This is a genomic window from Thalassospira povalilytica (assembly GCF_002844235.1).
Lineage (GTDB): Bacteria > Pseudomonadota > Alphaproteobacteria > Rhodospirillales > Thalassospiraceae > Thalassospira > Thalassospira povalilytica.
On record NZ_PGTS01000004.1, the window covers coordinates 67,781 to 93,865 of the forward strand.

Annotated in this window: 25 protein-coding genes; 10 read left to right on the plus strand and 15 right to left on the minus strand. The window is 54.3% G+C overall.

Annotated features, from left to right (window positions below; translation table 11 throughout):
• The first annotated feature begins 80 nt into the window (after positions 1–80).
• The 3 genes from doeB (at position 81) to CU041_RS11780 (ending at position 2,126) form a co-directional block, all read left to right on the plus strand.
• A complete protein-coding gene (gene doeB / locus CU041_RS11770; protein WP_101247094.1) occupies positions 81–1,079 on the plus strand; it encodes a N(2)-acetyl-L-2,4-diaminobutanoate deacetylase DoeB in 999 nt (332 codons plus the stop codon).
• 1 nt (position 1,080) lies between these two features.
• Positions 1,081–1,572, plus strand: a complete 492-nt coding sequence (locus tag CU041_RS11775) for an Lrp/AsnC family transcriptional regulator (RefSeq protein ID WP_068516939.1) — start codon at positions 1,081–1,083, stop codon at positions 1,570–1,572.
• A 116-nt stretch (positions 1,573–1,688) separates the two neighbouring features.
• A complete protein-coding gene (locus tag CU041_RS11780) occupies positions 1,689–2,126 on the plus strand; it encodes an EamA family transporter (protein WP_068516940.1) in 438 nt (145 codons plus the stop codon).
• 120 nt (positions 2,127–2,246) lie between these two features.
• Here CU041_RS11780 and CU041_RS11785 read toward each other — a convergent pair whose 3' ends face one another.
• The 11 genes from CU041_RS11785 to CU041_RS11835 form a co-directional block, all read right to left on the minus strand.
• On the minus strand, positions 2,247–2,432 hold the full coding sequence (locus CU041_RS11785; protein WP_068516941.1) for a hypothetical protein: 186 nt from the start codon (positions 2,430–2,432) through the stop codon (positions 2,247–2,249).
• On the minus strand, positions 2,432–3,784 hold the full coding sequence (locus CU041_RS11790) for an amidase (protein WP_101247337.1): 1,353 nt from the start codon (positions 3,782–3,784) through the stop codon (positions 2,432–2,434). The genes CU041_RS11785 and CU041_RS11790 overlap by 1 nt, the downstream gene beginning before the upstream one ends.
• A 13-nt stretch (positions 3,785–3,797) precedes the next feature.
• Positions 3,798–5,219 carry a TRAP transporter large permease gene (locus CU041_RS11795; protein ID WP_068516942.1) on the minus strand — a complete coding sequence of 474 codons (1,422 nt, stop codon included), beginning with the start codon at positions 5,217–5,219 and terminating at the stop codon, positions 3,798–3,800.
• A 57-nt stretch (positions 5,220–5,276) separates the two neighbouring features.
• Positions 5,277–5,849 carry a TRAP transporter small permease subunit gene (locus CU041_RS11800; protein ID WP_068517014.1) on the minus strand — a complete coding sequence of 191 codons (573 nt, stop codon included), beginning with the start codon at positions 5,847–5,849 and terminating at the stop codon, positions 5,277–5,279.
• Between the two features lie 98 nt (positions 5,850–5,947).
• Positions 5,948–7,105, minus strand: coding sequence for a TRAP transporter substrate-binding protein (locus CU041_RS11805; RefSeq protein WP_068517015.1), 1,158 nt, complete (start codon positions 7,103–7,105; stop codon positions 5,948–5,950).
• Between the two features lie 208 nt (positions 7,106–7,313).
• Positions 7,314–8,279, minus strand: a complete 966-nt coding sequence (locus CU041_RS11810) for a 2-hydroxyacid dehydrogenase (protein ID WP_101247095.1) — start codon at positions 8,277–8,279, stop codon at positions 7,314–7,316.
• A 505-nt stretch (positions 8,280–8,784) separates the two neighbouring features.
• Positions 8,785–9,948 (minus strand): Gfo/Idh/MocA family protein, encoded by a 1,164-nt coding sequence (locus CU041_RS11815; protein WP_101247096.1) that lies wholly within the window; start codon positions 9,946–9,948, stop codon positions 8,785–8,787.
• Between the two features lie 56 nt (positions 9,949–10,004).
• The gene (locus CU041_RS11820; RefSeq protein ID WP_101247097.1) at positions 10,005–11,060 is read right to left on the minus strand and encodes a sugar phosphate isomerase/epimerase family protein; all 1,056 of its coding nucleotides are present in this window, start codon (positions 11,058–11,060) and stop codon (positions 10,005–10,007) included.
• A gap of 104 nt (positions 11,061–11,164) precedes the next feature.
• The gene (locus CU041_RS11825) at positions 11,165–12,121 is read right to left on the minus strand and encodes an ABC transporter substrate-binding protein (protein WP_068516946.1); all 957 of its coding nucleotides are present in this window, start codon (positions 12,119–12,121) and stop codon (positions 11,165–11,167) included.
• Between the two features lie 63 nt (positions 12,122–12,184).
• The gene (locus CU041_RS11830) at positions 12,185–13,198 is read right to left on the minus strand and encodes an ABC transporter permease (protein WP_068516947.1); all 1,014 of its coding nucleotides are present in this window, start codon (positions 13,196–13,198) and stop codon (positions 12,185–12,187) included.
• On the minus strand, positions 13,191–14,744 hold the full coding sequence (locus tag CU041_RS11835; RefSeq protein ID WP_101247098.1) for a sugar ABC transporter ATP-binding protein: 1,554 nt from the start codon (positions 14,742–14,744) through the stop codon (positions 13,191–13,193). The genes CU041_RS11830 and CU041_RS11835 overlap by 8 nt, the downstream gene beginning before the upstream one ends.
• A gap of 255 nt (positions 14,745–14,999) precedes the next feature.
• On the opposite strand from CU041_RS11835, the gene CU041_RS11840 reads away from it, so the two are divergent.
• Positions 15,000–16,034, plus strand: a complete 1,035-nt coding sequence (locus tag CU041_RS11840; RefSeq protein WP_101247338.1) for a LacI family DNA-binding transcriptional regulator — start codon at positions 15,000–15,002, stop codon at positions 16,032–16,034.
• A 60-nt stretch (positions 16,035–16,094) separates the two neighbouring features.
• Here CU041_RS11840 and CU041_RS11845 read toward each other — a convergent pair whose 3' ends face one another.
• Complete coding sequence (locus CU041_RS11845) at positions 16,095–16,583, minus strand: VOC family protein (RefSeq protein WP_068516949.1); 489 nt, start codon at positions 16,581–16,583, stop codon at positions 16,095–16,097.
• A gap of 811 nt (positions 16,584–17,394) precedes the next feature.
• Here CU041_RS11845 and nspC point away from each other — a divergent pair.
• Complete coding sequence (gene nspC / locus CU041_RS11850; protein ID WP_068516950.1) at positions 17,395–18,492, plus strand: carboxynorspermidine decarboxylase; 1,098 nt, start codon at positions 17,395–17,397, stop codon at positions 18,490–18,492.
• A gap of 76 nt (positions 18,493–18,568) precedes the next feature.
• Complete coding sequence (locus CU041_RS11855; RefSeq protein WP_068516951.1) at positions 18,569–19,810, plus strand: saccharopine dehydrogenase family protein; 1,242 nt, start codon at positions 18,569–18,571, stop codon at positions 19,808–19,810.
• 54 nt (positions 19,811–19,864) lie between these two features.
• On the opposite strand, the gene CU041_RS11860 is transcribed toward CU041_RS11855, so the two are convergent.
• Positions 19,865–20,302 (minus strand): Lrp/AsnC family transcriptional regulator, encoded by a 438-nt coding sequence (locus CU041_RS11860; protein ID WP_068516952.1) that lies wholly within the window; start codon positions 20,300–20,302, stop codon positions 19,865–19,867.
• A gap of 245 nt (positions 20,303–20,547) precedes the next feature.
• Between CU041_RS11860 and CU041_RS11865 the strand changes: the two genes are divergently transcribed.
• Positions 20,548–20,781 (plus strand): hypothetical protein, encoded by a 234-nt coding sequence (locus CU041_RS11865; protein ID WP_101247099.1) that lies wholly within the window; start codon positions 20,548–20,550, stop codon positions 20,779–20,781.
• A 128-nt stretch (positions 20,782–20,909) separates the two neighbouring features.
• Here CU041_RS11865 and CU041_RS11870 read toward each other — a convergent pair whose 3' ends face one another.
• Positions 20,910–22,052, minus strand: a complete 1,143-nt coding sequence (locus tag CU041_RS11870; RefSeq protein WP_212733795.1) for an alpha-hydroxy acid oxidase — start codon at positions 22,050–22,052, stop codon at positions 20,910–20,912.
• 4 nt (positions 22,053–22,056) lie between these two features.
• A complete protein-coding gene (locus tag CU041_RS11875; RefSeq protein ID WP_101247101.1) occupies positions 22,057–22,674 on the minus strand; it encodes a helix-turn-helix domain-containing protein in 618 nt (205 codons plus the stop codon).
• Positions 22,675–23,081: 407 nt separating this feature from the next.
• On the opposite strand from CU041_RS11875, the gene CU041_RS11880 reads away from it, so the two are divergent.
• The 3 genes from CU041_RS11880 (at position 23,082) to CU041_RS11890 (ending at position 26,083) form a co-directional block, all read left to right on the plus strand.
• Complete coding sequence (locus CU041_RS11880; RefSeq protein WP_101247102.1) at positions 23,082–24,116, plus strand: TRAP transporter substrate-binding protein; 1,035 nt, start codon at positions 23,082–23,084, stop codon at positions 24,114–24,116.
• Between the two features lie 135 nt (positions 24,117–24,251).
• The gene (locus CU041_RS11885) at positions 24,252–24,770 is read left to right on the plus strand and encodes a TRAP transporter small permease (RefSeq protein WP_101247103.1); all 519 of its coding nucleotides are present in this window, start codon (positions 24,252–24,254) and stop codon (positions 24,768–24,770) included.
• An 8-nt stretch (positions 24,771–24,778) separates the two neighbouring features.
• A complete protein-coding gene (locus CU041_RS11890) occupies positions 24,779–26,083 on the plus strand; it encodes a TRAP transporter large permease (RefSeq protein ID WP_101247104.1) in 1,305 nt (434 codons plus the stop codon).
• Positions 26,084–26,085 lie beyond the last annotated feature (2 nt).

The following is a 26,085-nucleotide window of genomic DNA, read 5'->3' on the forward strand; positions in this document are numbered from 1 at the left end:
CGCCATCGACTTACGATGCGGGGCCCGGTTGCCCGATATCAAAGCCCGTACAAGACGGTCGCAGGACCAAGGACACGACCATGACAAAACCATCCCCCATCAGCCCGACGATCCCCCTTGATCAGGATGGCGTGCATCACGGCTTTTTAAAACTGCCCTATTCGCGCGACGATTCCGCCTGGGGCGCTGTGATGATCCCGATTACCGTTATCCAGAACGGCGATGGCCCGACCGCCCTTTTGACCGGCGGCAACCATGGTGACGAATATGAAGGGCTGGTTTCGCTGTTCAAACTGGCAGGATCACTTCAACCATCCAACATTACCGGTCGCGTCATTATCCTGCCGGCCATGAATTATCCGGCCTTTCGCAATGCATCGCGCACGTCGCCCATTGATGCCGGCAACCTCAATCGCAGCTTCCCGGGCAAACCAGACGGAACCGTGACCCAGAAGATCGCCGATTACGTTTTCCGCCATCTGGTGCCGATGGCCGATATCGTTCTCGATATCCATTCCGGCGGCAAGACGCTTGATTTCATTCCATTTGCAGCTGCCCACGTCCTGCCTGACAAGGAACAGGAAGCCCGGTGTGTCGCCGCGATGAAGGCATTTGGTGCCCCCTATGCCATGATGATGCTTGAACTTGATGCGGTTGGCATGTTTGACACTGTGGTCGAGGAAGCCGGTAAAACCTTTGTCACCACCGAACTCGGTGGGGGTGGTTCAACCACGGCCGAACGGGTGGCGATTGCCGATCGCGGGGTGCGCAATCTTCTGATCCATGCCGGGATCATGACCGGTGACATTGAACCGGCCCCGTCGGGGACCACCATGCTCGATATGCCCGATGACAGCTGCTTTGTCGCATCCGAGGCCACCGGGCTGTTCGAACCCTGTGTCGATCTGGGTGCAATGGTCAAAAAGGGCGATCTGATCGCACGCATTTATGATGTTGAACGCACCGGCACGCCGCCGCGCGAATATCACGCGGCCCGTGACGGCATTCTGTCATGTCGCCATTTCCCCGGACTTATCAAGACTGGCGACTGCCTGGCAGTGATTGCAAAGGTACTCTGACATGATCAGGCTGGATGAGCTGGATCTGAAAATCCTTAAAACCCTGCAACGCGAAGGGCGCATCACCAAGGTCAAACTGGCCGAGGCGGTGAACCTTTCGCCCAGCCCGTGCTGGGAACGTTTGAAACGCCTTGAAGACCTTGGCGTTATTTCGGGATATCACGCCCATCTCAACCTTGAAAAGCTGGTCAAACCGACACTGGTGATGACCGAAGTCACCCTGCGTCATCATCAGCATGCCGATTTCGAAATTTTCGAAAAGGCCGTGCAGGACATCCCCGAAATCATCGAATGCTATGCGCTGGGTGGCGGGGTTGATTACATGCTCAAGGTGCTTTGTCATGACGTTGATGCCTATCAACGTCTGATCGACCGGTTGCTGGTGTCCGATATCGGGATTGACCGGTATTTCACCTATATCGTGACCAAAAAGGTCAAAACCACCGCCATCATCCCGGTCGAAAACCTGGTCGAGCCCCCCGAACGGCGATAAGTGCGTGAATATTCCTGGTTATGGGCGTTTGAAACGTCTTAACAGTCAGGGATTATGATATCGCGGGCAATCCCCAACCGGATTGCCTGCATACACGCATTTGGCAGGATAAACCGATGAAAGAAGTAATCGACAGTTGGCAACTCTGGGCCGGGCTTGCGGCCTGTTTTGCCGCATTAACAGCAATCTTTGCCAAGGTCGGGGTGGCCAATATCAATTCCGATTTCGCAACCTTCGTCCGCACCATCATCATATTGATCATGGTTTGGGTGATCATGCTGACCAAGGGAGCCTGGGAAAATCCGGCCACCATATCGGCGAAAACCTGGTATTTCCTGATCCTGTCGGGATTGGCGACCGGTGCGTCATGGCTGTGTTATTTCCGCGCTCTTAAAATCGGCGAAGCCGCCAAGGTGGCCCCGATTGACAAGCTCAGCGTCGTTCTGGTTGCGGTGTTTGGCGCGATCTTCCTGGGTGAAAAACTGACCATGGTCAGCTGGCTGGGTGTCGCCATGATCGGTAGTGGTGCCGCCCTGATCGCCTGGCGGGGATAGCATCCCGCCCCCAACCACGAAGCCCTATCCACAAAAAGAGAGGCAGGAACATCTCCCTGCCTCGTCAGTTTGCTCACATCTATCTGTGATCTTCAGGGTATTGGTATTCCCCTGAACAAATCAGTGTTTGTCTTCGGAATGGCCCATGGCGACACGCCAGATGTCCCAACCGGCAAGCCCGATACAGATCGAAACCATGATGGCAAGATCCCAGCGCGGCACATAGGCCACCAGAATGCCGACAAACCCGACCAGAATGACAAACGCCAACAGCGCCATGACACGATTTAAAAGACCGCTTTGCATTACGCGTCCTCCTGATTTTTGAGGAATTTTTTCAACCAGTTTGCCGTGCGCATCAAACGCGCATCATCGCCAACCCGGCCAACAAGCTGAATGCCCATCGGCATGCCGTTCTGTGACCATAACAGCGGGATGGTAACCGCCGGGGTGCCACAAAACGTCCAGAGCCCGTTAAAGATCGGATTGCCGGTTGTCTGAAGATTTTTCGGTGCCGGTCCTGTTGCCGCCGGCGTGATGATCACGTCACACCGGTTAAAGACTTCCTCAAGCCCGGCATTAAGCACCGTGCGCCAGTCAAGTGCCGCAAGATAATCGCGCGCCTTGATGTCATTGCCCTTGTCGATCGCCTCAAGGATTTCGGGCGACAATTGTGCGCGACCGCGCTTTTCATAGTCGTAGTAATCCTTGGCCATTTCGGCAAAGTTGATGCGTGCGCGCAACGCATTGGCATCATCAAACGCCTTTGGCAGCGGGGCCTCGAAACATTGATCCCCCAGCATCCCGGTGATTTCCTGAAATGCCATGACGGTTTCTTCGTCTGCAACTTCTTCAAATTGCGGCGGACGAACAAACGCAAACATCGGGGTCACCAGCGGATCGCTTTTTGCGATTTCAAGCAATCTTGGCGCCGGGCTTGGTGTTGTTGCAGGATCCTTTGGATCATAGCCAAACAGGCTTTCGGCCACCAGCGCCGCACCATTGACCGAATTGGAAAACACTCCGATCGTATCAAGGGTCGGGCTTTGGCTTAGAACGCCGGTCCGGGCAATGGCCCCGAAGGTCGGCTTGAACCCGACGACACCGCAAAACGATGCCGGACGGATCACCGATCCCCCGGTTTGGGTTCCCACGGCAAGTGGCACCATGGCCGCGGCAACTGCGGCGGCCGACCCGGCAGATGACCCACCCGGGGTATGTTCCGGATTATGGGGGTTGCGGGTTTTTGACGGATGCATAAAGGCAAGTTCGGTCGAAACCGTTTTGCCCATAATGATCGCACCGGCTGCCTTAAGGCGCGAAACCAGCACGGCATCTTCTTCGGGCACGCGTCCCTCATCAAGAACCGTGCCGTTTGACGTCGGGATTTTGGCCGTATCAATCACATCCTTGAGACCGACCGGAAGCCCGTGCAACGGTCCGATCGGTGCACCGGATTGCCGCCGGATATCAAGTGCCCGCGCCTGGGCAAGGGCATGATCCCCATCCAGCCACGCCCAGGCCTGAACCTGGGGTTCGACCTCGGCAATGCGGGCAAGACAGGCCTCAACATATTCGACTGCACGGACCGCCCCGCTGGCAAGGCGGTCGCGCAGTTCAATAACATCAAGTGTCAGTAACGGGTTGATTTCAGTCATCTGAATGCCCCCGTTACCGTGCGCCATAGAACAGGTCAGGCAGATGGAACACGATCTGCGGGAACGCGTACATCAGAACCATGCTGACAATAACCATGAACAGGAACGGCATGATGCCCTTGAAGATATCGGTCAACAGGATGCCGCTTGGCGCAACCCCCTTCAGATAATAGGCCGACATCGCCATTGGCGGGGTCAGGAAGGATGTCTGAAGGTTCAGGGCAACAAGAATACCAAAGAACAGCGGATCGATATCAAACAGCGGCAGCAGCGGCAGGAAGATCGGCACGAAGATGATGATGATCTCCGACCATTCCAGCGGCCAGCCAAGCAGGAAGATGATCAGCTGTGCCAGCAGCAGGAACTGAAGCGGGGTCAGGTCCAGTCCACCGACAAATTCAGCAATCACATGTTCACCGCCAAGATAGGAGAACACAGACGAGAAAGTGTAGGAGCCGACAAACAGCCAGCACACCATCGCCGATGTCCGCACCGTCAGATAAACCGACTCACGCAGGCGGTCAAAGGTCAGCGCACGATAGGCCGCGGCAAGGATCATCCCGCCAAGTGCACCGATCGATGCTGCTTCGGTCGGGGTTGCCAGACCAAACAGGATCGAGCCCAGAACCGCCAGAATAAGAAACGCCAGCGGGAAGAACGATGTCGCCAGCATCCAGAGAACCTGCGGCAACGGAACTTCCGGGATTTCGTCGCTGGTCGGACGCGGTGCGGCTTTGGGCTGCAACATTGCACGGCCCATCACATACAGCAGATACAAACCGACAAGGGTCAGACCCGGCAACAGCGCACCGGCATAAAGGCGCACGATCGACACACCCGATGCGGCGGCATAAACAATCAGCATGATCGAAGGCGGGATCAGAATGCCAAGCGTACCACCGGCACAAATAATGCCCGCAGCAAAGCTTTTGTCATAGCGTGCCTTGAGCATCGCAGGCAGTGCCAGCATCCCCATCAGGGTCACAACCGCACCGACAATACCGGTGGCCGTTGCAAACAATGCACAGGTGATCAGGGCTGCAACACCGAGTGATCCGGGGATATTGCGGGCCGCGATATTCAGGGTCGAGAACAACCGGTTGACGATATTGGCGCGCTCAACGATATAGCCCATGAACAGGAACAGCGGTACTGCGGTCAGCACCTCGTTGGACATCACCGTGTATGTCTGGTTGATAAATAAGTCGAATATTCGGTTGTTAAACGCCCCTTCAAACCACGTTATCGCGGATGTAAGGGTGTCACTGTCTTCGGCAAGTCGGTTAAAGGCCCGCCACATACGACCGGCATCAAAATAGGCGTAGTAGCCAAATCCGATCCCCAGCGCCATCAGGGTAAAGGCAACCGGGAAACCCAGAAATACCAGAATAATAAAGATGCCCAACATCATAAGGGCGACATGTGCGTCAATCACTTTGGAAGCTCCGTTCGGGGGCGTGTCTTGCGCGTGTATGACAAAGGCTGATCATCATCAGTCTTCTTTGGTCACACGCTGTTTGATCAGCAGTTCTTCGGTTTCTTCAACATCATCCTCTGCATTGCGCCAGTACCCTTCACGGATACACAGAATGCAGCGCATCACCTGTGCGATGCCCTGAATGAAAAGAAGAATTCCGGCCGCGACCATCACCGCCTTGAATTGGAAAATCGGAACACCCGCCGGGCTGTTCACACTGACTTCGCCATATCCCCACGACCGGATGGCATATTTGCTGCCAACCAGAATGAGCGCCGTCACCCCGGGGAAGAAGAAGAAGATATAAAGTACCAGGTCGACCATGGCCTGTGTTTTGGGTTTCCAGAGACGATACAGGAAATCCCCACGGACATGTCCGCCGCGTGACAGGGTATAAGCCCCACCCATCATAAAGAGCGTGCCATACATGATGAATGAAACATCAAGTGACCAGGTCGTCGGCGCGTTAAAAATATATCGCGCAGCAACCTCATAGCTCATGCCCAGTGTCATCAAAATGATCAGCCAGCCAAAAGCCTTGCCAAACCAGCCCGAAAGCTTGTCCGCGAATTCAATAAATCCAATCATGAAACCCTGTCCGTTAGCATTGACCGCCCCGCCTGATGCACGGGCACCAGACGGGGCAGTCAGATTCATCGCAACACTGAACAACCGTTAATGGTTGATCAGAGTTTCAGCTTGCCCGGGAAGTAGTGATTATAAGCAAGCTGATAATCAGGCGAGTTCATCAGTTCATAATAGGTTACACGCTCGACCCAGGCGCGCTGGCTGTCGAGAACCTTTTTCATGAACGGATCTTCTTCAAGCGTCGGGATCAGTTTGTCCCACGCATCAAGCTGTGCACTCAGGATTTCCTTGGACGTACGATGTACTTCAACACCTTCGGCCTGCAGTTTCTGCAAGTCAGAGGAATAGTTGTCCATCGCAAGTGCGGTGTTCGAGGTCGAAGCTGCTTCAACCGCGTGACGCAGGATCGCCTGCAGATCCGGTTCCAGATCTTCCATCAGCGACTTGTTGAACAGGAATTCAAAGCTTTCGGAAGCCTGATGGTACGAAGACAGATAGTAGTTCTTCGCAACGTCCTGTGCGCCGAAACGCATATCCGAAGACGGGTTGTTGAATTCGAACGCGTCAATCACGCCACGTTCCATTGCCGGTACGATCTCGCCGCCCGGAAGCTGTGCAACAGACATGCCCATCGACTGCAGAAGGTCTGCGGCCAGACCGACAGTACGGTATTTGAAGCCCTGGATGTCGGCAACGGAGTTTACCTGGCCCTTGAACCAGCCGAACGGCTGTGCAGGCATCGGGAAACCGAGAAGACCGACAATATCAAGACCCATCACGTCCTGGATCAGTTCGCGATAGAATTCTTCACCGCCACCGGCATAGAACCAGCTCAGCATGGTGGTTGCAGAACCGCCAAAGACCGGACCGGTACCGAACAGCGATGCTGCCTTGTTCTTGCCGTACCAGTAAACCGGCACGGAATGGGCGATGTCGATCACGCCATCATTGACACCGTCCAGAACCTGGAAGGCTGCGACAACCGCACCAGCCGGCAGAAGGTCGATTTTAAGACGACCACCCGACATTGCTTCTACGCGGTCAACATATTGCTGGGCAAACGTCATCCAGATATCGGACGACGGCCAGGAAGTCTGCATTTTCAGCACCATCGGTGCCGGCTGCGCATGAACTGCCGGTGCGGCAAACAGCCCTGATGCTGCTGCACCGCCGGCAACCACCCCGGTCGCACCTTTGGTAAGGAACGAACGACGGGATACTTCCTTGGACTTCACGTCTTCAGACTTGGTCTTCATATCCATTATTTCCTCCCAGATTTACCGTCTTTGACCAACAACCATTGCCGGAAAAAGAACGATAACTGTCAGCCTTCAAAAGCCCCTGACTTCAGTATTGAAGATCGTAGATCATGCGCTTATCCCGTTTCGGGACCTGAAAAACGGCACGCATTTTGTTATTATTAGAATTACGAACTAACTGAATTACGACGGTTTTCCCGTCTTGTTATGCCACCCGGTCACCCGGTTCACGGCCTGCAAAATAGGCATCAAGATTATCAAGTGCGCGAAAGCCCATCGCATCGCGCGTTTCTTCGGTGGCGGAGCCTATATGTGGCAACAGAAACACGTTTTTCAACGCGCTAATTCGTTGATTTCCACCGGGTTCGTTCCGAAAAACGTCCAGACCGGCAGCAAACAACTTACCACTTTCAAGCGCATCCACCAATGCGTCCTCATCGACAAGATTACCACGTGCTGTATTGACCAGAATGGCCCTGTCCGGCAGCCAGCCGATCGTCTCGGCATTGATGATGCCGGTCGTCTCGGGCGTTGACGGACAATGCAATGACAACACATCGGAATTGGCAAACAGGCCTTCAATCGTGTCGTGATAAATTGCCCCCTTTGCCAGATGTTCGGCAACCGGCTGACGATTGTGGTAATGAACAGTCATTCCAAAACCGCGCGCACGTTCGGCGGCAACCTGACCGACACGGCCCATGCCAAGCACACCGAAACGCTTGCCGGTCACCTGACGCCCGACCATAAAGGCCGGCGACCAGAAATCCCAGTTGCCAGCACGGATCATGGCGTCACCCTCGGCCCCGCGACGTGCGGCACCAAGCATGCACAACATGGCGATTTCGGCCGTGGCATCGGACAATACGTCCGGCGTATTGGTCACGACGATGCCGGCCGTCTTGGCAGCCGCCAGATCAACATGATCAACCCCGACCGAATGGTTGGCGATGATTTTGAGACGATCGGGCAATGCCGCAATCACATCGGCAGAAAAATGTTCGGAATGACACGGCAGAACCGCGTCAACCTGCTGACATTTTTCAATAATCTCATCCCGGGTAAATACCCGGTCTTCGGCATTGGTAAGCACCTGATAGTCGCGCGCCGCGCGTGCCTGTACGGCATCGCGAAGACGTCGGGTAATCAGAAGCTTTGGTTTCTCGGGCATGCGGACGCTCCCGGTTTTCCCTGATAGGTAGATTTATTTATTATGCTTCAAGGAAACACCTATACGAAAAAACCATCAATAGGCGATCAACCAACCGGTAACTCTTTTTCACTTCGTGGAAAACCATCAGGTTGACGCCCATCGCGCCGCATATGCGTAAATTTAACTATCACATTGATTTTAATATATTAAATACCGATTTCAGGTTCCTGTACGGCCAATGTTGCGACCATCGAAATCCGGACCTCTTCCACCATCCAGAAGTATAAAATCAACGGATCCATGATCGGGAATCGTTACATCAACATTGGTCATTTACCGCACTGCAAGACTCTGATTCGCGGGAAATCGTTGCCAAAGTTGACCAATAAAAAAGCCGCTGCCAGATGGCAGCGGCTATATGCCGACATGGCTGTCGGTCGGGAAGAATCCGTTTCAAGGATGTCTCGACATGGTTTGGCGATCCCCAGAAACACCAAGCAATGTCAACGAATATGAGACATCCTCACATTTTAACCCAAACGGCCCCGTCCCGCCCGGACCGCACGACGGCCTCGACAAATTTCATGCCCTTAAGGCCTTCGACCACACCGGGCACCAGAAGCGCGCCGTCATCGGGCTTGGTGCCGTTGATATGGGCCGTCAGTTGATCGGCAAAATCGGTGTAAAGGTTGGCAAAGCCCTCAAGATATCCCTCCGGATGTCCCGGCGGAACGCGTACACCACGAAGCCCCTCGGCACCGATCCCCGCACCACCGCGGGTCATCAGTTCCGGACGACCATCAAGGGGACGGAAATGAAGCTGGTTGGGATGTTCCTGGGCCCATTCGATGCCACCCTTGTCCCCGTAAACACGAAGACGCAGACCGTTTTCATGTCCGACCGCAATCTGGCTTGCCCATAACATGCCGCGCGCACCATTGGCATAGCGCAACAGGATTTGCACATTGTCATCAAGCTTGCGGCCCGGAACGATCGCATCGACATCGGCGCAAAGTTCGCTGATCTCAAGCCCGGTTACGAACTCGGCAAGGTTATGGGCATGGGTTCCGATATCGCCAAGCGCACCGCCCATGCCGGCCTTGGCCGGGTCAGCGCGCCAATGGGCCTGTTTGTTGTCGGTATCTTCAACCCGGGTCGCCATCCAGCCTTGCGGATATTCGACCTGCACCAAACGGATATCGCCAAGTTTGCCGTCCGCCACGATCTTGCGCGCCTCGCGGACCATCGGATAGGCGGTGTAATTATGGGTCAGGGCAAACAGAAGTCCGGTTTCCTTGACCTTGGCGGCGATCTTTTCGGCTTCTTCCACTGTCAGGCAAAGCGGCTTGTCACAGATCACGTGAATACCGGCATCGAGCATCGCCATGGTGATGGGAAAATGCAGATGGTTCGGCGTGACAATCGCACAGACATCAATACCGTCCTCGCGGGCGGCCTCGGCCTTTGCCATGGTTTCAAAACTGTCATAGCTGCGATCCGGGGCAATGAACAGTTCGGCTGCGGATGCCGCCGCCACATCGGGCTTGGATGACAATGCACCGGCAACCAGTTCATAACGATCATCAAGACGGGCGGCGATGCGATGGACCGCACCGATAAAAGCCCCCTGACCACCGCCAACCATGCCAAGGCGGATGCGACGACCGGGATTGGAAGAATTGCTCATGTCTGTCTCCAGATGTCGTTGACTGTTTTCGAACCGCGAAAGTCTTTTACGACGGCCTATCCAAGGCCAAGGATGCGGCGATTGGCCGCCTCGTCGGTGCCGCCATCGGCAAAATCGTCAAAGGCCTTTTCAGTTACGCGAATGATGTGATTCTTGATGAATTCGGCCCCTTCGCGGGCACCGTCTTCGGGATGTTTAAGGGCGCATTCCCATTCCAGCACGGCCCAGCCATCAAAATCAATGGCCGCCAATTTCGAGAAGATCGCACCGAAATCGACCTGCCCGTCGCCAAGCGACCTGAACCGGCCGGCCCGCCCGACCCAGCTTTGATACCCGGAATAAACGCCCTGGCGTCCGGTCGGATTAAACTCGGCATCCTTGACGTGGAACATGCGGATACGATCCGCGTAAATATCGATAAAATCAAGATAATCAAGCTGCTGCAACACAAAGTGGCTTGGATCATAAAGGATGTTGGCACGCGGGTGGTTCCTGACGCGTTCAAGGAACATCTCGAATGTCACCCCGTCAAACAAATCCTCGCCCGGATGAATTTCATAGCAGATATCAACCCCGGCATCCTCGGCAGCATCAAGGATCGGGCTCCAGCGTCTGGCAAGTTCATCAAACGCGGTTTCGATCAGACCGGCCGGGCGTTGCGGCCACGGATAAACATAGGGCCAGGCAAGCGCGCCCGAGAATGTCGCATGGGCCGAAATACCCATATGGTTTGATGCCTTGATCGCGGCCTTGACCTGATTGACGGCCCATTCCTGACGGGCCTTTGGATTGCCGCGGACTTCCGGTGCGGCAAAACCGTCAAACATTTCATCATAGGCCGGATGAACGGCGACAAGCTGTCCCTGCAAATGAGTGGAAAGTTCGGTCAGCGCGACACCATGCTGGCCAAGAATTCCGGTGATTTCGTCGCAGTAATCCTTGCTTGATGCGGCCTTTTCAACATCAAACAGGCGCTTGTCCCAACTGGGAATTTGCACCCCCTTATATCCAAGCGACGCAGCCCAGCGACCAATGGAATCAAGGCTATCGAACGGGGCTTCATCGCCTGCAAACTGTGCAAGAAAGATTGCCGGTCCCTTAAGTGTTTTCATTGCGGGCCTCTTTAACTGCGTCCTGACGGGATATCGGGGAAAGATGGATGTGTCGGGCGGACAGCCGCCCGACACGCAAGCGTGCTCGTTTCAACCAAACCCGATTAGAACGGGCTGTCCGGGAAATAGAAGTTCTCGGCATTGTCCTGGGTGACAACCGTGGCGCCAAGGATGTAACGGCCTTCGACCGGCGCGTTCGAGGTAAACTTCATCACCGTGATATCAATCGCGGTTGCGATCATTGCCGGCGGATAAAGCACATCAATCGGGGTCAGTTTGTCGCCATCCATCACGCGTTTGATGATGTCTTTCATGCCCGCACCGCCAACGATGAACATTTCATCGGTACGATCGGCCTGTTTGACCGCTTCGATCACGCCAAGCGCAATGTCGTCATCCTGTGCCCAGACCGCATCGATTTTCGGGAAGCGCGACAGGAAGTCCTGCATCACTTCATAGCCGTCATCGCGGTTCCAGTTGGCATGTTTCATATCAAGGATTTCGATCTTTGACCCATCAAGCGTTTCGACAAACGCATCAACACGTTCGGTATCAACCGTGGTCGGAATGCCGCGCAAAACAACGATCTTGCCTTCGTCATTCAGACGTTCACGAATATATTCACCCGATACACGGCCCAGTTCCGGGTTATTGCCCGCAACATAGACATCCTCGATCCCCGGAAGCGAAAGACCGCGGTCAACCACCGTGACAAACTTGCCGGCCTGTTTGACCTGCTGGACCGGAACGGTCAGCGGATCGGATTCAAAGGGCAGAACCACAAGCGCGTCGATATTCTGAACCGATACCAGATCTTCAAGATCGTTGGCCTGTTCGGATGCGCCATTCGCGCTGACCACGATGATGTCGATATTCGGATAGGTTGCCTCGATCCGCTTTTCAGCCTGTTCGGCATGCCAGTTCAGGCCACCGGCCCAGCCATGGGTTGCCGCAGGAATGGAAACCCCGATCTTGATTTTATCAGCCGCCAAGGCCGTCGTGGATGCAAGGCCAAGACCCAGCACACAAGCAGCCCCCAGATATTTTGTAAACGTTTTCATCAACGCTTCCTCCTGATCAAAAAATGATGCGTTTTCACATTCTTCCCGGACGTTGATCGCCGGTTATTTGCTCTTTTTGCGTCGCCAGTCCCCGCGTTGCAGGAACACAGCCACGATAATGATCAGCCCCTGAACCGCTCCGTTCAGATAGTTACTGATCGCATCCGTCAAATTCAGGATATTGCCAATGGTGGTCAGCATGATTGCACCAACAACCGTGCCCCAGATCCGGCCATAGCCACCTTTAAGCATCGTGCCGCCAATGATCACCGCGGCAATCGCTTCGAGTTCCCAAAGAACGCCCGTGGAACTGGATGCAGATCCCAAGCGCGGCACATAGATGATGGTGGCAAGCGACACGCAAAGCCCCTGGATCACATAGGTCATGGTCTTGACCCGGTCGACATGGATTGCCGAATACCGCGCGACCTGCTCGTTTGATCCGATGGCAAAGCATTTGCGGCCAAACGGCGTCATGTTCAGCAACACATAGCCGGCAACCGCGACTGCAAAGAACACCAGAACCGGCACCGGAATGCCCAGAACATCGCCGTAATAGACCGGGCGATAGACACCGCGCACCTCGAAATCAAGCGACAGCGTCCCGCCATCGGCCATATAGGTCACAAGCGACCGGTAAATCCCCATGGTGCCAAGGGTGACGATGAAAGCTTCGATCTTGCCTTTGGTACTGACAAGCCCGTTGATCGCACCGGCCCCGACACCCAGAACAATGCTGAGCACAACACCGATCAGAACCGTTTCAATCCCGGCGCCAAGGGTTGCGACCAGCGTGTTCATCACAACAATCATCGCACCCGATATAAAGGCCGCCATCGACCCGACCGAAAGATCAATTCCACCAGCGGTAATCACAAAGGTCGCCCCGACCGCGATGATCCCGATAAAGGCCGCACGGGTAAAGATATTGGCAAGGTTGCCACCACTCAGGAACGCTTCGTTGATCGCGGTTCCCAGAATGAACAGGCCGACAAGGGCCAGAAACGGACCCAATGCCTTGAAATCAATAGTGAACCCGCTTGAAGCCGATCTTTCGGTTCGCTCAAGGCTATTCATGAACAGACACTCCCTGCTTGCCTGAAATTCCTGTCGCATGCCGCATGATTTCATGTTCGTTGCGGTCGTTTCCTTCAAGAATGCCGGTAATGCACCCGGCTGCCATGACCGCAATACGGTCAGACAGGCCGAGCATCTCAGGCATTTCAGACGACAGGAGGATGACGGATTTTCCGCGATTGGTCAGATCACCGATGAAATGATAAATCTGGCTTTTGGTGCCGATATCGATGCCGCGTGTCGGTTCATCGATAATCACGATTTCCGGATCGGTTTCCATGACCTTGGCCAGCAACAGCTTTTGCTGATTGCCGCCGGAAAAATCACCGACCTTGGATTTGCGATCGGCGGCCCGAATGTCAAAGGCCTCGATGGCGGCTTCAAGGGCGGCTTCCTCGGCCTTACGGTCAATGATCACCCGCCCGAATTTCTCCAACGCCAAAAGGGTCAGGTTCGGGCGCATTTCCATATTCAAAAGAAGCCCGCTGCCTTTTCGATCCTTGGTCAGATAGGCAATCCCGCACTTTTTGGCGTCCTGAAGACTATTGATCGCGACCGGATTGCCATTGCGTTCGATTTGGCCTGAACTGCGTTCGCGAAGCCCGATGATCGCTTCCATAAGGGCGGTACGCCCCGCCCCGACGATCCCGGCAAAACCAAGAACCTCGCCGCGTCTAAGATCAAAGCTGGCGTCACGCACCTGACCGTCCACCGACAGATTGCGTACCGAAAGCGCAACATCACCGGCATGTCCGGGGGTGCGATCGGGGAACATCTGTTTGATGTCACGTCCGACCATCAGGCGCGCCATATCATCCTTTTCAAGACCCGCGACCGGTTCGGTCGTGATATGGCGGCCATCGCGCAGAACCGTTACCCGGTCAGCAATGGCTTTGATTTCATCAAGTTTGTGGGAAATATACAGGATCGCGACACCCTGATCGCGCAGGCGCCTGATCTGGTCAAACAGGATATCGACCTCGCGCCCGGTCAGAACGGCGGTCGGTTCATCGAGGATCAGGATATCGGCCTTTTTCGAAAGCGCCTTGGCGATTTCGACCATCTGGCGATCAGAAACCGACAGATCACGGATACGGGTTTTGGGATCAACATCACATTGTAACTGGCTCAGAAGCTTTGCGGCTTCCTGTCGCATCGTGGCTTTATCAAGGAACCAGCCACGCTTGATCTCGCGCCCCAGAAAGATGTTTTCTTCAACGGTCAGCTGTTCGGCAAGGTTCAGTTCCTGATGGATCAGGATCACACCGTGATTTTCACCGGCCTCGCTGTCATGAAAGGTGACTGGCGCCCCATCAAGAACAAGTTCGCCGCTGCTGGGCTGATGATAACCGGACAGGATTTTCACAAGTGTCGATTTGCCAGCACCGTTTTCCCCCAACAGCGCATGAACTTCACCGGCCATCAGGTCGATGGAAACATCAAAAAGGACCTGTGCAGATCCGAATGACTTGCAAATCTGCCGACCGGACAGGCGTGTGCGCACCTGTTGATCGGGATTAACGGCGTGAACGGCCGCATCCGTCATGAATGTATCCTCCCTGGCGTCGCATTTTTTTTGCGATCAGCTTTTAGCACCGCGTGCCGCGATAAATGCCCCGCCCGGGCGCATTGGGCGCCAACAGACCGGCCATTCACCTGAACTGGCGGTATTTATCACTGTGTAAACGTTTTCATTTTGAATGTAAACCTTTACATTTTCATGATTGTGACCAAAATCACCACCGACAACGATGTATCGAATGCCGCTGGACAGGGTTTATCGGGCGGAGTAGGAAGAAGCATGAGTGAAAAAATCGCGACGATTGAAGATGTTGCCCGCCATGCAGGGGTATCTATTGCCACTGTCAGCCGGGCCTTGCACAAACCTGATGTGGTTTCCGAAACCACACGCGAAAAAGTGCAAACTGCGATCGCCGCGACCGGCTATACCGCCAATGTCATGGCCAGAAACCTGCGCCTGAACCGTTCGGGCATGATCCTTTTGCTGGTGCCTGACATCGGAAATCCGTTCTTTTCGGCGATTCTGTCCGGAATCGAAAAAGGTGCTAGCCAGGCGGGCTATAATGTCCTAATCGGTGATACACAAAACGATCCCGAACGCGAAGCCACCTATGCCGCCTATCTGCGCAGCAATCAGGCCGATGCCATGATCCTGCTGAACGGGCGTCTTCCTGCATCGCTTGCCAATGCTCCGGCCAATGCCACGCCGCCGGTGGTTGTTGCCTGCGAACGGATCCCGGGCTGCGCCTTGCCAACCGTGATCATTGACAATGACGAGGCATCCTTTATCGCCAACTGTCACCTGACAGAGCTTGGCCATACCCGCATCGCCCATGTCAGCGGCCCATCCACCAACATCCTGACCACGGACCGCGTTGCCGGATATCGCCGCGCCCTCGAAACCGCCGGCATTGCCCATGACCCGGCCCTGATTTATCGCGGGGATTTCTCGATTGATTCGGGTATTGCAGCAGGCCGGGCGCTTCTAGCCGACCCTGAAACCCGGCCGACCGCCGTTTCCTGTGCCAGTGATGGCATGGCCATCGGCGTGATTGTTGCTGCCAAGGAATATGGGCTTCGTATCCCCGAAGATGTATCGGTGGTCGGCTTTGACGATATTCCCCATGCCGCGGCTTATGATCCGCCCATCACCACCGTTCGTCAGCCGCGCCGCCGCCTTGGCGAACAGGCAATCAGCCTGCTTCTTGACCGTCTGGGATCAAAGGGGATGTTTGAACATCGCGAACCCGGTCCGGTCATTATCCCGACCGAACTGATCATCCGCCAAAGCAGCGGCCCCTGCCCGGCATCCTGACACATAAGGAACCATCGCAGCCCGAACCGGTCAGCGATCTTTCATCGGCAGAACGCCCGATCAGTCGCCGGAAATCTTTTTCCATTCACCAATGACCGCACGGGCATTGCCTTCGTGATCATGTCCGGACTTGGCACTTTCGGATGCAAAAATCTCGAACCGGATGCCATTGGGATCGCGAATGAAAAGACGCCGCGACTGTCCGTCATCTTCATTGTGATAGACGACCTTGTGCTGAAACAGATGATTTTGCCAGGCAATCACATCGCGTGGCGCGGCACAGCGCAACCCGATATGAAACACATCATCTGGCATATGCGGATCATCGGGATAAGGCCCGGTATCCGCCGGCCAGTCATAAAAGGACAATCTGGTCCCGTCAGGCAGCGCATAGGTAATCAGCAAATAATCGCTTTTCCAGGACGGGCTGTAACCGCTTTCGGCATGAACAAGCTTGGCCGCCAGCACCTTGGAATAAAAGTGGTCGGTTGCTTCAAGGTCGCGGGTTGGAAACGCAAGATGGTCTACACTGACTGCTGCAGGTTGCATGGTTTCCTCCGTCTTTGTGGGTCCCTACCGCCCCAACGCCCGTGATCGGAAAATGATCCGTCACGGGGTTTGCGTTTTGCCGGTGCATCGGGTTCCGGTCTGGCGGGGGTGCTGGCACACCCGTCCAAGAACATTATTCCACCATCACCCTTACCGGCGTCACATTGCGGGGCCGCTCCGTTGGCGGGCGGGTCATGATCGATCAAACCATGCGCACCGCCCATAACTATCAGATAGGCAATGGCAAACCGAAATCAATGCGACCAGATACCAGATGCCCGCGCGCACGCATGACATGTCCCGATGCGCGATACCCAGCGCAAAGCCGCCCTGCATCGCGAAAGTCCGGTGGGGTTTCCAACCGAATACACATCAAAACAATAACATCGCCCCCAGGATCACCGCATCGCATCACGGCTAAGCACTTGGTTATTTTGGCGAATACACATCGGTCCGGGGTGTTTTGCAAATCCCGGCAGTGCCGTTACAATCATGTTAAACAGTTCGGACTTTGGAATGCGGTATTGACCACCCTGCCCCCCGCTGCTATTGGGTCGCGGCAGATACGCAGAAACACGCGCAGCCCTTATCGGCTGACTTTGGCAACAACTCAAATGACGGGGACGAAGTGATGAATGAATACAGTTTATCTGTCTCTGTCTATTGGATCACGCATCGTCTTGCTGATCACTAGTTGATCCGGTTGTTTTCCACCAGATTGGTGACTGCCCGAAACCCGGAAACTGGCGCAAACCGCCACGTATCGCGTTTCATCCGCATTTTCCCGTGACATAGTTGTAGAGAGCCGCCTATGCCCGCAACGCCCTATTATCTGATCGACAAATCCAAGCTGCTGCGCAACATGGAAAAGATCGCCTATGTGCGCGAACATTCCGGTGCAAAGGCGCTTTTGGCGCTCAAATGCTTTGCGACCTGGTCGGTTTTTGATTTCATGTCCGATTATATGGATGGCACGACGTCTTCGTCGCTTCATGAAGTCAAACTGGGTCGTCAGAAATTCGGCAAGGAAACCCATGCATACAGCGTGGCCTATTCCGACAGCGAAATCGCCGAAGTCATCGAAAATGCCGACAAGATCATTTTCAATTCGATCAGCCAGCTGACCCGGTTCAGCGCACAGGCATCGGGCATTGTGCGCGGCCTTCGCCTTAATCCGCAGGTATCGACTTCAAGCTTTGATCTGGCCGATCCGGCGCGCCCGTTTTCGCGCCTGGGCGAATGGGATGTCACCAAGGTCGAAGCGGTGATGGATCAGATTTCCGGCTTCATGATTCACAATAACTGTGAAAATGCCGACTTTGATCTGTTTGACCGGATGCTTGGCAATATCGAGGAAAAATTCGGATCGCTGCTGTCGCGTGTTGAATGGGTCAGTCTTGGTGGCGGCATTCATTTCACCGGTGATGACTACCCGCTCGATAAATTCTGTGCGCGCCTTAAGGCATTTTCCGAAAAATTCGGCGTGCAGGTTTATCTGGAGCCGGGCGAAGCTTCGATCACCAAAAGCACGACCCTTGAAGTCACCGTGCTTGATACCCTGTTTAACGGCAAGAACCTTGCCATCGTTGATAGCTCGATCGAGGCCCATATGCTCGATCTTCTGATCTATCGCGAAAGCGCAAAGGTCCTGCCCAACAAGGGCGACCATCATTACATGATCTGCGGCAAGTCCTGCCTTGCCGGTGATGTCTTTGGCGAATTTGATTTCGAAAACGAGATCAAGGTAGGCGACCGTATCTCCATTCAGGATGCGGCCGGTTACACCATGGTCAAAAAGAACTGGTTCAACGGGGTCGGCATGCCGTCCATCGTGATCCGGGAACTGGACGGAACTGAACGCGTTATTCGCGAGTTCACTTTTGATGACTACGTATCGAGCCTTTCGTAAATCGAAAGCGCACTTTTCATAGCGAACCGGAGCACGGGTGCTCCACCTCTCAAAACAAGGGAGTTTTTGGCCCGACATGAAAAAGAATGTTCTGATTATCGGCGCAGGTGGCGTCGCACAGGTCGTAGCACATAAATGTGCGCAGCATAATGACGTGCTTGGCGATATCCATATCGCTTCGCGTACTGCTGCGAAGTGCCAGGCAATCATCGACAGCATCCATGAAAAGAAAAACCTGAAGAACCCCGGCGTTCTTGAAGGTCATGCACTTGATGCCACGGATGTCGATGCAACCGCCGCCCTGATCGAGAAAACCGGCAGCCAGATCGTCATCAATGTCGGGTCTGCTTTCATCAATATGCCGGTGATGTCGGCCTGCATCAAAACCGGTGTCGCCTATCTCGATACCGCCATCCATGAAGAGCAGGATAAAATCTGCGAAACCCCGCCATGGTATGCCAACTATGAATGGAAGCGCCGCGAAGAATGCGAAAAGGCCGGTACCACCGCAATCCTCGGTGTCGGCTTTGATCCGGGCGTTGTGAATGCCTATGCCAAACTGGCGGTCGAAGACTATTTCGACAAAATTGACTCGATTGACATCATCGACATCAATGCCGGCAGCCACGGCAAATATTTTGCCACCAACTTCGATCCGGAAATCAACTTCCGCGAATTCACCGGCACCGTCTATTCCTGGCAGGATAACGAGTGGAAATCGAATAAGATGTTCGAGATCAAAAAGATCTGGGACATGCCGGTGGTCGGCGAAAGCCAGACCTTTATGACCGGCCATGACGAAGTCCATTCCCTGTCCCAGAATCTTGACGTTCCGAACGTTCGTTTCTGGATGGGCTTTGGCGATCACTACGTCAATGTGTTCACGGTTCTGAAAAATATCGGCCTTCTGTCCGAACAGCCGGTCAAAACCGCCGAGGGCCTTGAAGTTGTGCCGCTCAAGGTCGTAAAGGCCTGCCTGCCCGATCCGAGCTCGCTCGCACCTGATTACACCGGTAAAACCTGCATCGGTGATCTGGTCAAGGGTACGAAGGATGGCAAGGAAACCGAAGTCCTGATCTATAACGTGGCCGATCACAAGGACGCCTATAACGAAGTCGGAAGCCAGGGCATTTCCTATACCGCCGGTGTGCCGCCGGTTGCTGCCGCGATGCTGATTGCCACGGGCGAATGGGATGTGAAGAAAATGGCCAATGTCGAAGAACTTCCGGCCAAGCCGTTCCTGAATCTGCTTAATGGCATGGGTCTTCCGACCCGCATCAAGGACGCCAATGGCGACCGGGCACTCGACTTTTCCTAAGTCCGGGTGACATCAGAAATACAAAGAAAATGGCGGGTTTTGGCCCGCCATTTTTCATTTAAGCGATCCGAGAACCGCAAGACTTTCATATCGCTTGATATAGGGTTCATGAAACACCCGATCGACAAAGGCACTGTATTCTTCCATGTCACCGACCTGAATGCGCAGCACAAAGTCATGGGCACCGGTGACGTGATGGCACTGCACGACTTCGGGCATTTTGGCGAATTCTTCGCGCATCAGCATATACCGGTCCGGGCGATCACGTTCCATGGTCAGCAGCACGATCACGGTCATGCGCTTGCCAAATACCTTGGGCGATACCACCGCAACATCACGTTCAATCACCCCGGTTTCACGCAAACGCTGAACACGGCGCAGGCATGCCGCCGACGAAAGCCCAACTTTCCCCGCCAGTTCATTGCCTGTCATGCGGCTGTTTTCCTGCAACAGCTCCAGCAGGCGATAGTCGAATTTATCGAGTTCCGCCACGTTTCGAATTCCCGGCTCGTGATGATGCCATGTTAACCCATCAATCAGGTTCGGCCCCTAACACCCTGTAACCAAACATGGCGCAGGCCGCAAACGAAAGAAAATCGTTTTTACAGAATTTTTGCGAAAATCTCGCACTAATTTGCGAAGTTTGCGCGCCAATTCACATAAGTCAGGCGTAAATTGTTTTCGGGTTCAGAGGAAACTCTGCCCCTTATTAGCAAACAAACTAGCGAGCCAGCATCATGCCAGCACAGTTTACGAATGACTCCCTCGTCGCCACCACCAATGTAGCGCCGGTTTCGGGCGCATCCATCTGGCGCTGGCTCGTCCTTTTGCCCCGCAAATGGGCCCATACCCACAAGGTCGCGCGCGACACCGAAATGCTTCGCCATGCCCCGCGTGAACGCCTTGAAGATATCGGCATTGCCCGCAGCGACATTGACTTTGCCTGCGAACACGGCCACGCCCCGCGGTAATTCACATCCCCCCAAAAAAAGATGGCAGACACGTGCCCCACACAGTCTGACCAACTAAAAAAGCCTGTCCATGCACACTGCATCGACAGGCTTTTTTTTAAGATAAGACCGTCGCCATTAAAAAGCGGTCATGCGATTCCGTTTTTCCGGAAAGCATCAATATCCTTGGCACCGGCAAAAACCAGATTGCTTTGCATTTCTTCGATCAGCATCGTCAGGATATCGAAAGCCCCCTGCTCCCCGCCTGCGGCAAGACCATAAAGCGGCAACCGTCCAATCATGACCGCATCTGCCCCAAGCGCCAGATATTTAAGGGCGTCACTGCCGCGACGAATCCCGCTATCGGCCATGACAATCATCTGATCGCCAACCGCCTCAACAATTTCAGGCAAAACCTCTGCCGGGACCTCAGCGACGTCAAAGTTCCGCCCGCCATGGGCTGAAACAACAATGCCATCAACCCCCAATGCGCGAGCCTTGATGGCATCATCGACAGACAACACACCCTTAATGATGATCCGACCAGTCCAGTGTTTCCGGATTTCCACAATATCGTCCCAGCTGATGCCATTTTCGATTTTGATATCTTCGGCGATGGCGGCACGGGTGATTGCGGTTTTGAATTCTGCCGGATAATGGGCATAGGTCGGCATGCCCGTGGTCATCAGATACCGCAACATCACCGAACACAGCCAACCGGGCCGGGACGCGACATCGCAAATCCCGCGCACAGACGGCACGAACGGAACAGAGAATCCGTTGCGTTGATTATAGTCACGCTTGGGCGAAAGCGGTGTGTCGGCCGTTATTACCAGTGTCGAAACACCACTGTTCCTAGCACGATCAAGCAACCCCCATGTCAGGTCACGATTACGCCAGACATATAGTTGCAGCCACAATTCGGCATCGGGCGCACCTTTGCGAATGTCGTCAATCGCCGTGACTGACTGGGTTGAAACACAAAACGGTATCCCAAGCCGCCCGGCAATGCGGGCCAGCTTGGTTTCCCCGTCATGGGATACCAGCCCCGCCAATGCGGTCGGGGCAATAATTAATGGTGTCGGATATGTGCGATCAAACAGCGAAACCGTCATGTCACTGCTGGAATGCCCGGTCAGGACCGAGGGACGAAACTTGATCGCGTCGAGCGAACGGCGGATATCATCCATCGCCAGTTCGGCCTCGGTGCCACGATCAATATATTCGAACAACCCTTTTGGCAGACGCCGTTTGGCCGCTGCCCGGTAGTCACTGCTATTAAGCAACGCCATCAGATCAGCTCGTCAAAACCCACAGCACAACGGCTTCTTCCGGCCCTTTGCGCGTCCAGACATGTTCGGCACTCGCATCATAATACATTGAGTCCCCTTCATGCAGTTCAAGCGGCTCATAGATCTTGCTATGAACAACAACTGTGCCGCTGAGGATCGTCATGAAAATCTCGGCGTCGGTTTTCGGCCAGACGTCATATTCTTCGACGTCACGGGCAACCACGCGGGTCTTTATCGGGGTCATCCGCTTGTTTTTTAGCTCTGCGCACAGAAGCTTGTTGTCGCAATTGCCCGACAAATGCGGCTTGCCCTCGTTGGCACGGGTCACACTGCGACGCCCCAAAAGGGTCGGCTGCGCATCCGGGTCAGACAACAGACTGACCACATCCATATCAAACCCGCGCGCGATGCGCTGAATGGTCGAGATGGTCGGAGACAGTTCGCCGCGTTCAATCTTCGAAAAGGCAGATGCAGAAATACCTGATGCCTTGCTGGCATCCTGCAAGGTCCAGCCGCGCCCCTTGCGCAGGTGATGCAATCGCGGTCCGATCTCGTCAGACTGGTCGCTTGCGACACTTACCTGTCGTCGGTTGGCCTGAAAGTCTTCCAGATCGACATTCATCCTTGCTCATTCCCTTTCGCAAACATCTTACTTTTATTTCCGTCACTTACCGGTCTGACAACCATAAATTGCGCACGCCGTGATTCTTTTATGACCAGCACAATATACCATCCTATGCAATATGCCACATATGACAAAAAATATACTATAGGAAATTTTTTGTCATATTGTGTTGACTTGCATCATATCGGATATATTTTGAATTTACCGGATGCGATCGGATTCCTTGATGTCCTTCTCGCCCAACCATCATTGCACAACCGTTCGGTCTGCATCCGGTAACAAAGCTGGCGCCAGTGATCGGGCACAAAAAAAAGCCCCACGCTGCCGTCCTAACCTTATCAGGGGAAAACCAGGCAACCTTCGAAGCGCCACTGCTTTGTGCGTCGCCCGGCAAAGGAGTAAAAATGACAATCCTTCGTAAAATTCGGCATGTCACCCTCGCCGCCACCATCGGCCTGAGCACCGTTCTTTCCGTATCCGCCTACGCACAAACTGTTGTCAAATTCGCCCACGTAGATGGCGAAGGCAATCTTCTGGACAACCCTTACTGGACCTTTACCGAGGTCTTCGACAACGTTCTCCAGAACCAGTCCGGCGGCCGCTACAAGCTTGAAGTTTTCCCGAACGGGCAGCTTGGTGATCTTGAATCCCTTGCAGAACAGAATTCCATCGGCCTTGTCGACATGGTTGGCGGCCTGAATGCAGGCCACCTTGCGGCTTACTATCCGCCGGCACAGATTCTTGAAATGCCCTATACCTTCCCGACCACAGAAGTCGCGCGCAAGGTTCTCAATGACGGTCCGTTTGGCAAAAAACTGTCTGACATGATCGCCGAGGGCAGTGGTGTTCGGATTCTCAGCTACCTGACCGGTGCATTCCGCAACTTCTCAAACTCGGTCCGTCCGATCCGCACGCCCGAAGATATGAAGGGCCTGAAAATCCGCACCCAGACCGTTCCTTTGCATATGGAAATGGTCAAAGCACTTGGCGCATCTCCGACCCCGATTGCATGGGCAGAGCTATACAGCGCCCTTCAGACCGGTGTTGTTGATGGTCAGGAAAACGCCCCTTACACCATGCTTTTGACCAACCTTCAGGAAGTCCAGAAGTACTACACACTTGATCACCACCTGATCAACATGCCGCTGATCACCATCAACGACAAATTCTATCAGAATTTGAACTCTGAAGATAAAGTGATCTTCGACAATGCAACCCGCGAAGCAACCTTTGCTATGCTGGGTATTATCGCTGCCAAGGAATCGCAGGACCTTAAGGTCATCCGTAATGCCGGCGTCGAGATCTATCAGCCCACCCCGGAAGAATTCCAGAAATTCGTTGATGCAACCAAGGAACCCATCCGTGCCTTCATGGCAGACAAGGTTGGTATCGACTTGATCAACGAACTTGAAGCAGCCGTCCAAGCGGCACAGGAATAAGATCCACGGGCCCGGGCAGCATTGTCCGGGCCCGCGTGCTTCCCGCTTTATTTGCGAATTGTACTCGGTCCATTCGCACGCCGTTCTGCGATTGATGTTTCACCTGCCCGAAACACAATCCGAGAGAGGACCTTCATGCTTCAGACCCTCGATAAACTTTCATTGGCCGTTGCCTATGGCACCTCAGTCGTTGCACGACTGATGCTGGCATCCGTCGCCGTTGTCCTGTTCATGCAGGTCGTTTTGCGATTTGGCTTCGGTTTTTCCCTACCCTGGCCGGAAGAAGCATCACGCTTTCTGATGGTGTGGGTAGTGATGCTTGGTGGCAGTCTGCTTGTCCGCGACGAACAACTTGTCTGCGTTGATTTCTTTGACAAGTTCTGGCCGCGCAAATGGCTTGGCTATCGCAATGCCCTGTTCCGCCTGCTTCTGGCATTCCTGCTGACGGTTCTGCTGATCAAGGGCATCGATTCCGCAATCTTTGGAATGCGTCGCACGTCAGCAGCACTCAATCTGTCGTGGTTCTGGATCTATCTCTCTGTTCCGGTCGGAGCAGCTCTGATGTTGTTCCACATGGTTATCCTGGCCATTCGTGACCTGATCAAAGGTCCCGATCTTGAGCAGGAAGCATCTCTTCTTCGCGCCGAGCTCTGAGGGCCATTATGGATTACGCACTTATCACCATGATCGGGTTGTTGCTGTTGCTGATGTTCCTCGGCAGCCCGGTAATCTTTGCGATCGGTTTCGCCGGTCTTTCCTATTTCTTCGTCAAGCCCGGCATGACCGACATGCTGCACATGTATTCCCATAAATTCTTTACCGGGATGGATGTGTTTATCTGGCTATCGATTCCGCTGTTTATCATTGCCGGTGAAATCATGACATCGGTGGGAATGACAGAACGGCTTGTTCAGTTTTCCCGCCTGCTGGTCGGTCGCTGGCGCGGCGGTCTGGCCTATGTCAACGTTGTCGGTTCGATGATGTTTTCCGGCGTTTCCGGTTCCGCCCTTGCCGATATTTCGGCCCTTGGTCCTGTCGAAATCGACATGATGAAAAAGGACGGTTACCGCGCGGACTTTGCCGCGGCCGTTACGGTCAGCTCCGCCATTCAGGGACCGATCATTCCGCCATCTATCCCGCTGATCATTTTTTCGAGCCTGACCAACACGTCAGTTGCGGCCCTGTTCCTGGGCGGCGCGGTACCCGGTGCGTTGATGGGGATCGCGCAGATCATCGTGATCTATTTCATCGCACGCAAAAACAACTTCCCGGCCAACCCGATCAAGGCCCTGACCTTTGGCCTTGCGTTCCGCATTTTCTATAATGCGTTCTGGGCTTTGTTCATGCCGCTGATCATCATTGGCGGGATCATTTCGGGCATTTTTACCGCAACCGAGGCCGCATCAATTGCCGTTGCCTATGCCATTGTTGTTGGTATCTGCGCTTACCGCACCCTGTCGCTTAAACAGATCTGGGACATCCTTGATCGTGCTGTGCGGACATCTGCGTCGGTTTATCTGATTGTCGGCTTTGCCAGCGTCATCAGTTGGATCCTTGCTACCGAGCGCGTACCGTCCGAGCTGACGGACCTGATCGCAAACCTTGATATGCAGCCCTGGATGCTGCTGCTGTGCCTCAACATCTTCTTCCTGATCAATGGTCTTTGGATCGGGGATTCTGTTCAGTTGCTGCTGTTTGCACCGCTTTTCACCCCGATCGTTGCCGCAATGGGTGTCGATCCGGTGCAATTCGGTGTGATCATGGTTGTTAACGTCATGATCGGGTTGATGACACCACCTTATGGATTGGGACTTTATCTGGGATCGGCCATCAGCGGCCAGCCCCTTGCCGCCATTGTCCGCAAAAGTTTCCCGTTCCTTGTTTCGAATATCGTTGTGTTGCTGATCGTGACTTATGTCCCGGCTGTTTCACTGACATTGCCGCGTTTGCTCGGCTTCCTCGACTAATC

What these genes read in the sequence shown, in the direction of transcription:
- doeB (WP_101247094.1), top strand. Translation starts at nt 81, where the DNA reads ATGACAAAACCATCCCCCATCAGCCCGACGATCCCCCTTGATCAGGAT.
- CU041_RS11775 (WP_068516939.1), top strand. Translation starts at nt 1,081, where the DNA reads ATGATCAGGCTGGATGAGCTGGATCTGAAAATCCTTAAAACCCTGCAA.
- CU041_RS11780 (WP_068516940.1), top strand. Translation starts at nt 1,689, where the DNA reads ATGAAAGAAGTAATCGACAGTTGGCAACTCTGGGCCGGGCTTGCGGCC.
- CU041_RS11785 (WP_068516941.1), bottom strand. Translation starts at nt 2,432, where the DNA reads ATGCAAAGCGGTCTTTTAAATCGTGTCATGGCGCTGTTGGCGTTTGTC.
- CU041_RS11790 (WP_101247337.1), bottom strand. Translation starts at nt 3,784, where the DNA reads ATGACTGAAATCAACCCGTTACTGACACTTGATGTTATTGAACTGCGC.
- CU041_RS11800 (WP_068517014.1), bottom strand. Translation starts at nt 5,849, where the DNA reads ATGATTGGATTTATTGAATTCGCGGACAAGCTTTCGGGCTGGTTTGGC.
- CU041_RS11805 (WP_068517015.1), bottom strand. Translation starts at nt 7,105, where the DNA reads ATGAAGACCAAGTCTGAAGACGTGAAGTCCAAGGAAGTATCCCGTCGT.
- CU041_RS11810 (WP_101247095.1), bottom strand. Translation starts at nt 8,279, where the DNA reads ATGCCCGAGAAACCAAAGCTTCTGATTACCCGACGTCTTCGCGATGCC.
- CU041_RS11815 (WP_101247096.1), bottom strand. Translation starts at nt 9,948, where the DNA reads ATGAGCAATTCTTCCAATCCCGGTCGTCGCATCCGCCTTGGCATGGTT.
- CU041_RS11820 (WP_101247097.1), bottom strand. Translation starts at nt 11,060, where the DNA reads ATGAAAACACTTAAGGGACCGGCAATCTTTCTTGCACAGTTTGCAGGC.
- CU041_RS11825 (WP_068516946.1), bottom strand. Translation starts at nt 12,121, where the DNA reads ATGAAAACGTTTACAAAATATCTGGGGGCTGCTTGTGTGCTGGGTCTT.
- CU041_RS11830 (WP_068516947.1), bottom strand. Translation starts at nt 13,198, where the DNA reads ATGAATAGCCTTGAGCGAACCGAAAGATCGGCTTCAAGCGGGTTCACT.
- CU041_RS11835 (WP_101247098.1), bottom strand. Translation starts at nt 14,744, where the DNA reads ATGACGGATGCGGCCGTTCACGCCGTTAATCCCGATCAACAGGTGCGC.
- CU041_RS11840 (WP_101247338.1), top strand. Translation starts at nt 15,000, where the DNA reads ATGAGTGAAAAAATCGCGACGATTGAAGATGTTGCCCGCCATGCAGGG.
- CU041_RS11845 (WP_068516949.1), bottom strand. Translation starts at nt 16,583, where the DNA reads ATGCAACCTGCAGCAGTCAGTGTAGACCATCTTGCGTTTCCAACCCGC.
- nspC (WP_068516950.1), top strand. Translation starts at nt 17,395, where the DNA reads ATGCCCGCAACGCCCTATTATCTGATCGACAAATCCAAGCTGCTGCGC.
- CU041_RS11855 (WP_068516951.1), top strand. Translation starts at nt 18,569, where the DNA reads ATGAAAAAGAATGTTCTGATTATCGGCGCAGGTGGCGTCGCACAGGTC.
- CU041_RS11865 (WP_101247099.1), top strand. Translation starts at nt 20,548, where the DNA reads ATGCCAGCACAGTTTACGAATGACTCCCTCGTCGCCACCACCAATGTA.
- CU041_RS11870 (WP_212733795.1), bottom strand. Translation starts at nt 22,052, where the DNA reads ATGGCGTTGCTTAATAGCAGTGACTACCGGGCAGCGGCCAAACGGCGT.
- CU041_RS11875 (WP_101247101.1), bottom strand. Translation starts at nt 22,674, where the DNA reads ATGAATGTCGATCTGGAAGACTTTCAGGCCAACCGACGACAGGTAAGT.
- CU041_RS11880 (WP_101247102.1), top strand. Translation starts at nt 23,082, where the DNA reads ATGACAATCCTTCGTAAAATTCGGCATGTCACCCTCGCCGCCACCATC.
- CU041_RS11885 (WP_101247103.1), top strand. Translation starts at nt 24,252, where the DNA reads ATGCTTCAGACCCTCGATAAACTTTCATTGGCCGTTGCCTATGGCACC.
- CU041_RS11890 (WP_101247104.1), top strand. Translation starts at nt 24,779, where the DNA reads ATGGATTACGCACTTATCACCATGATCGGGTTGTTGCTGTTGCTGATG.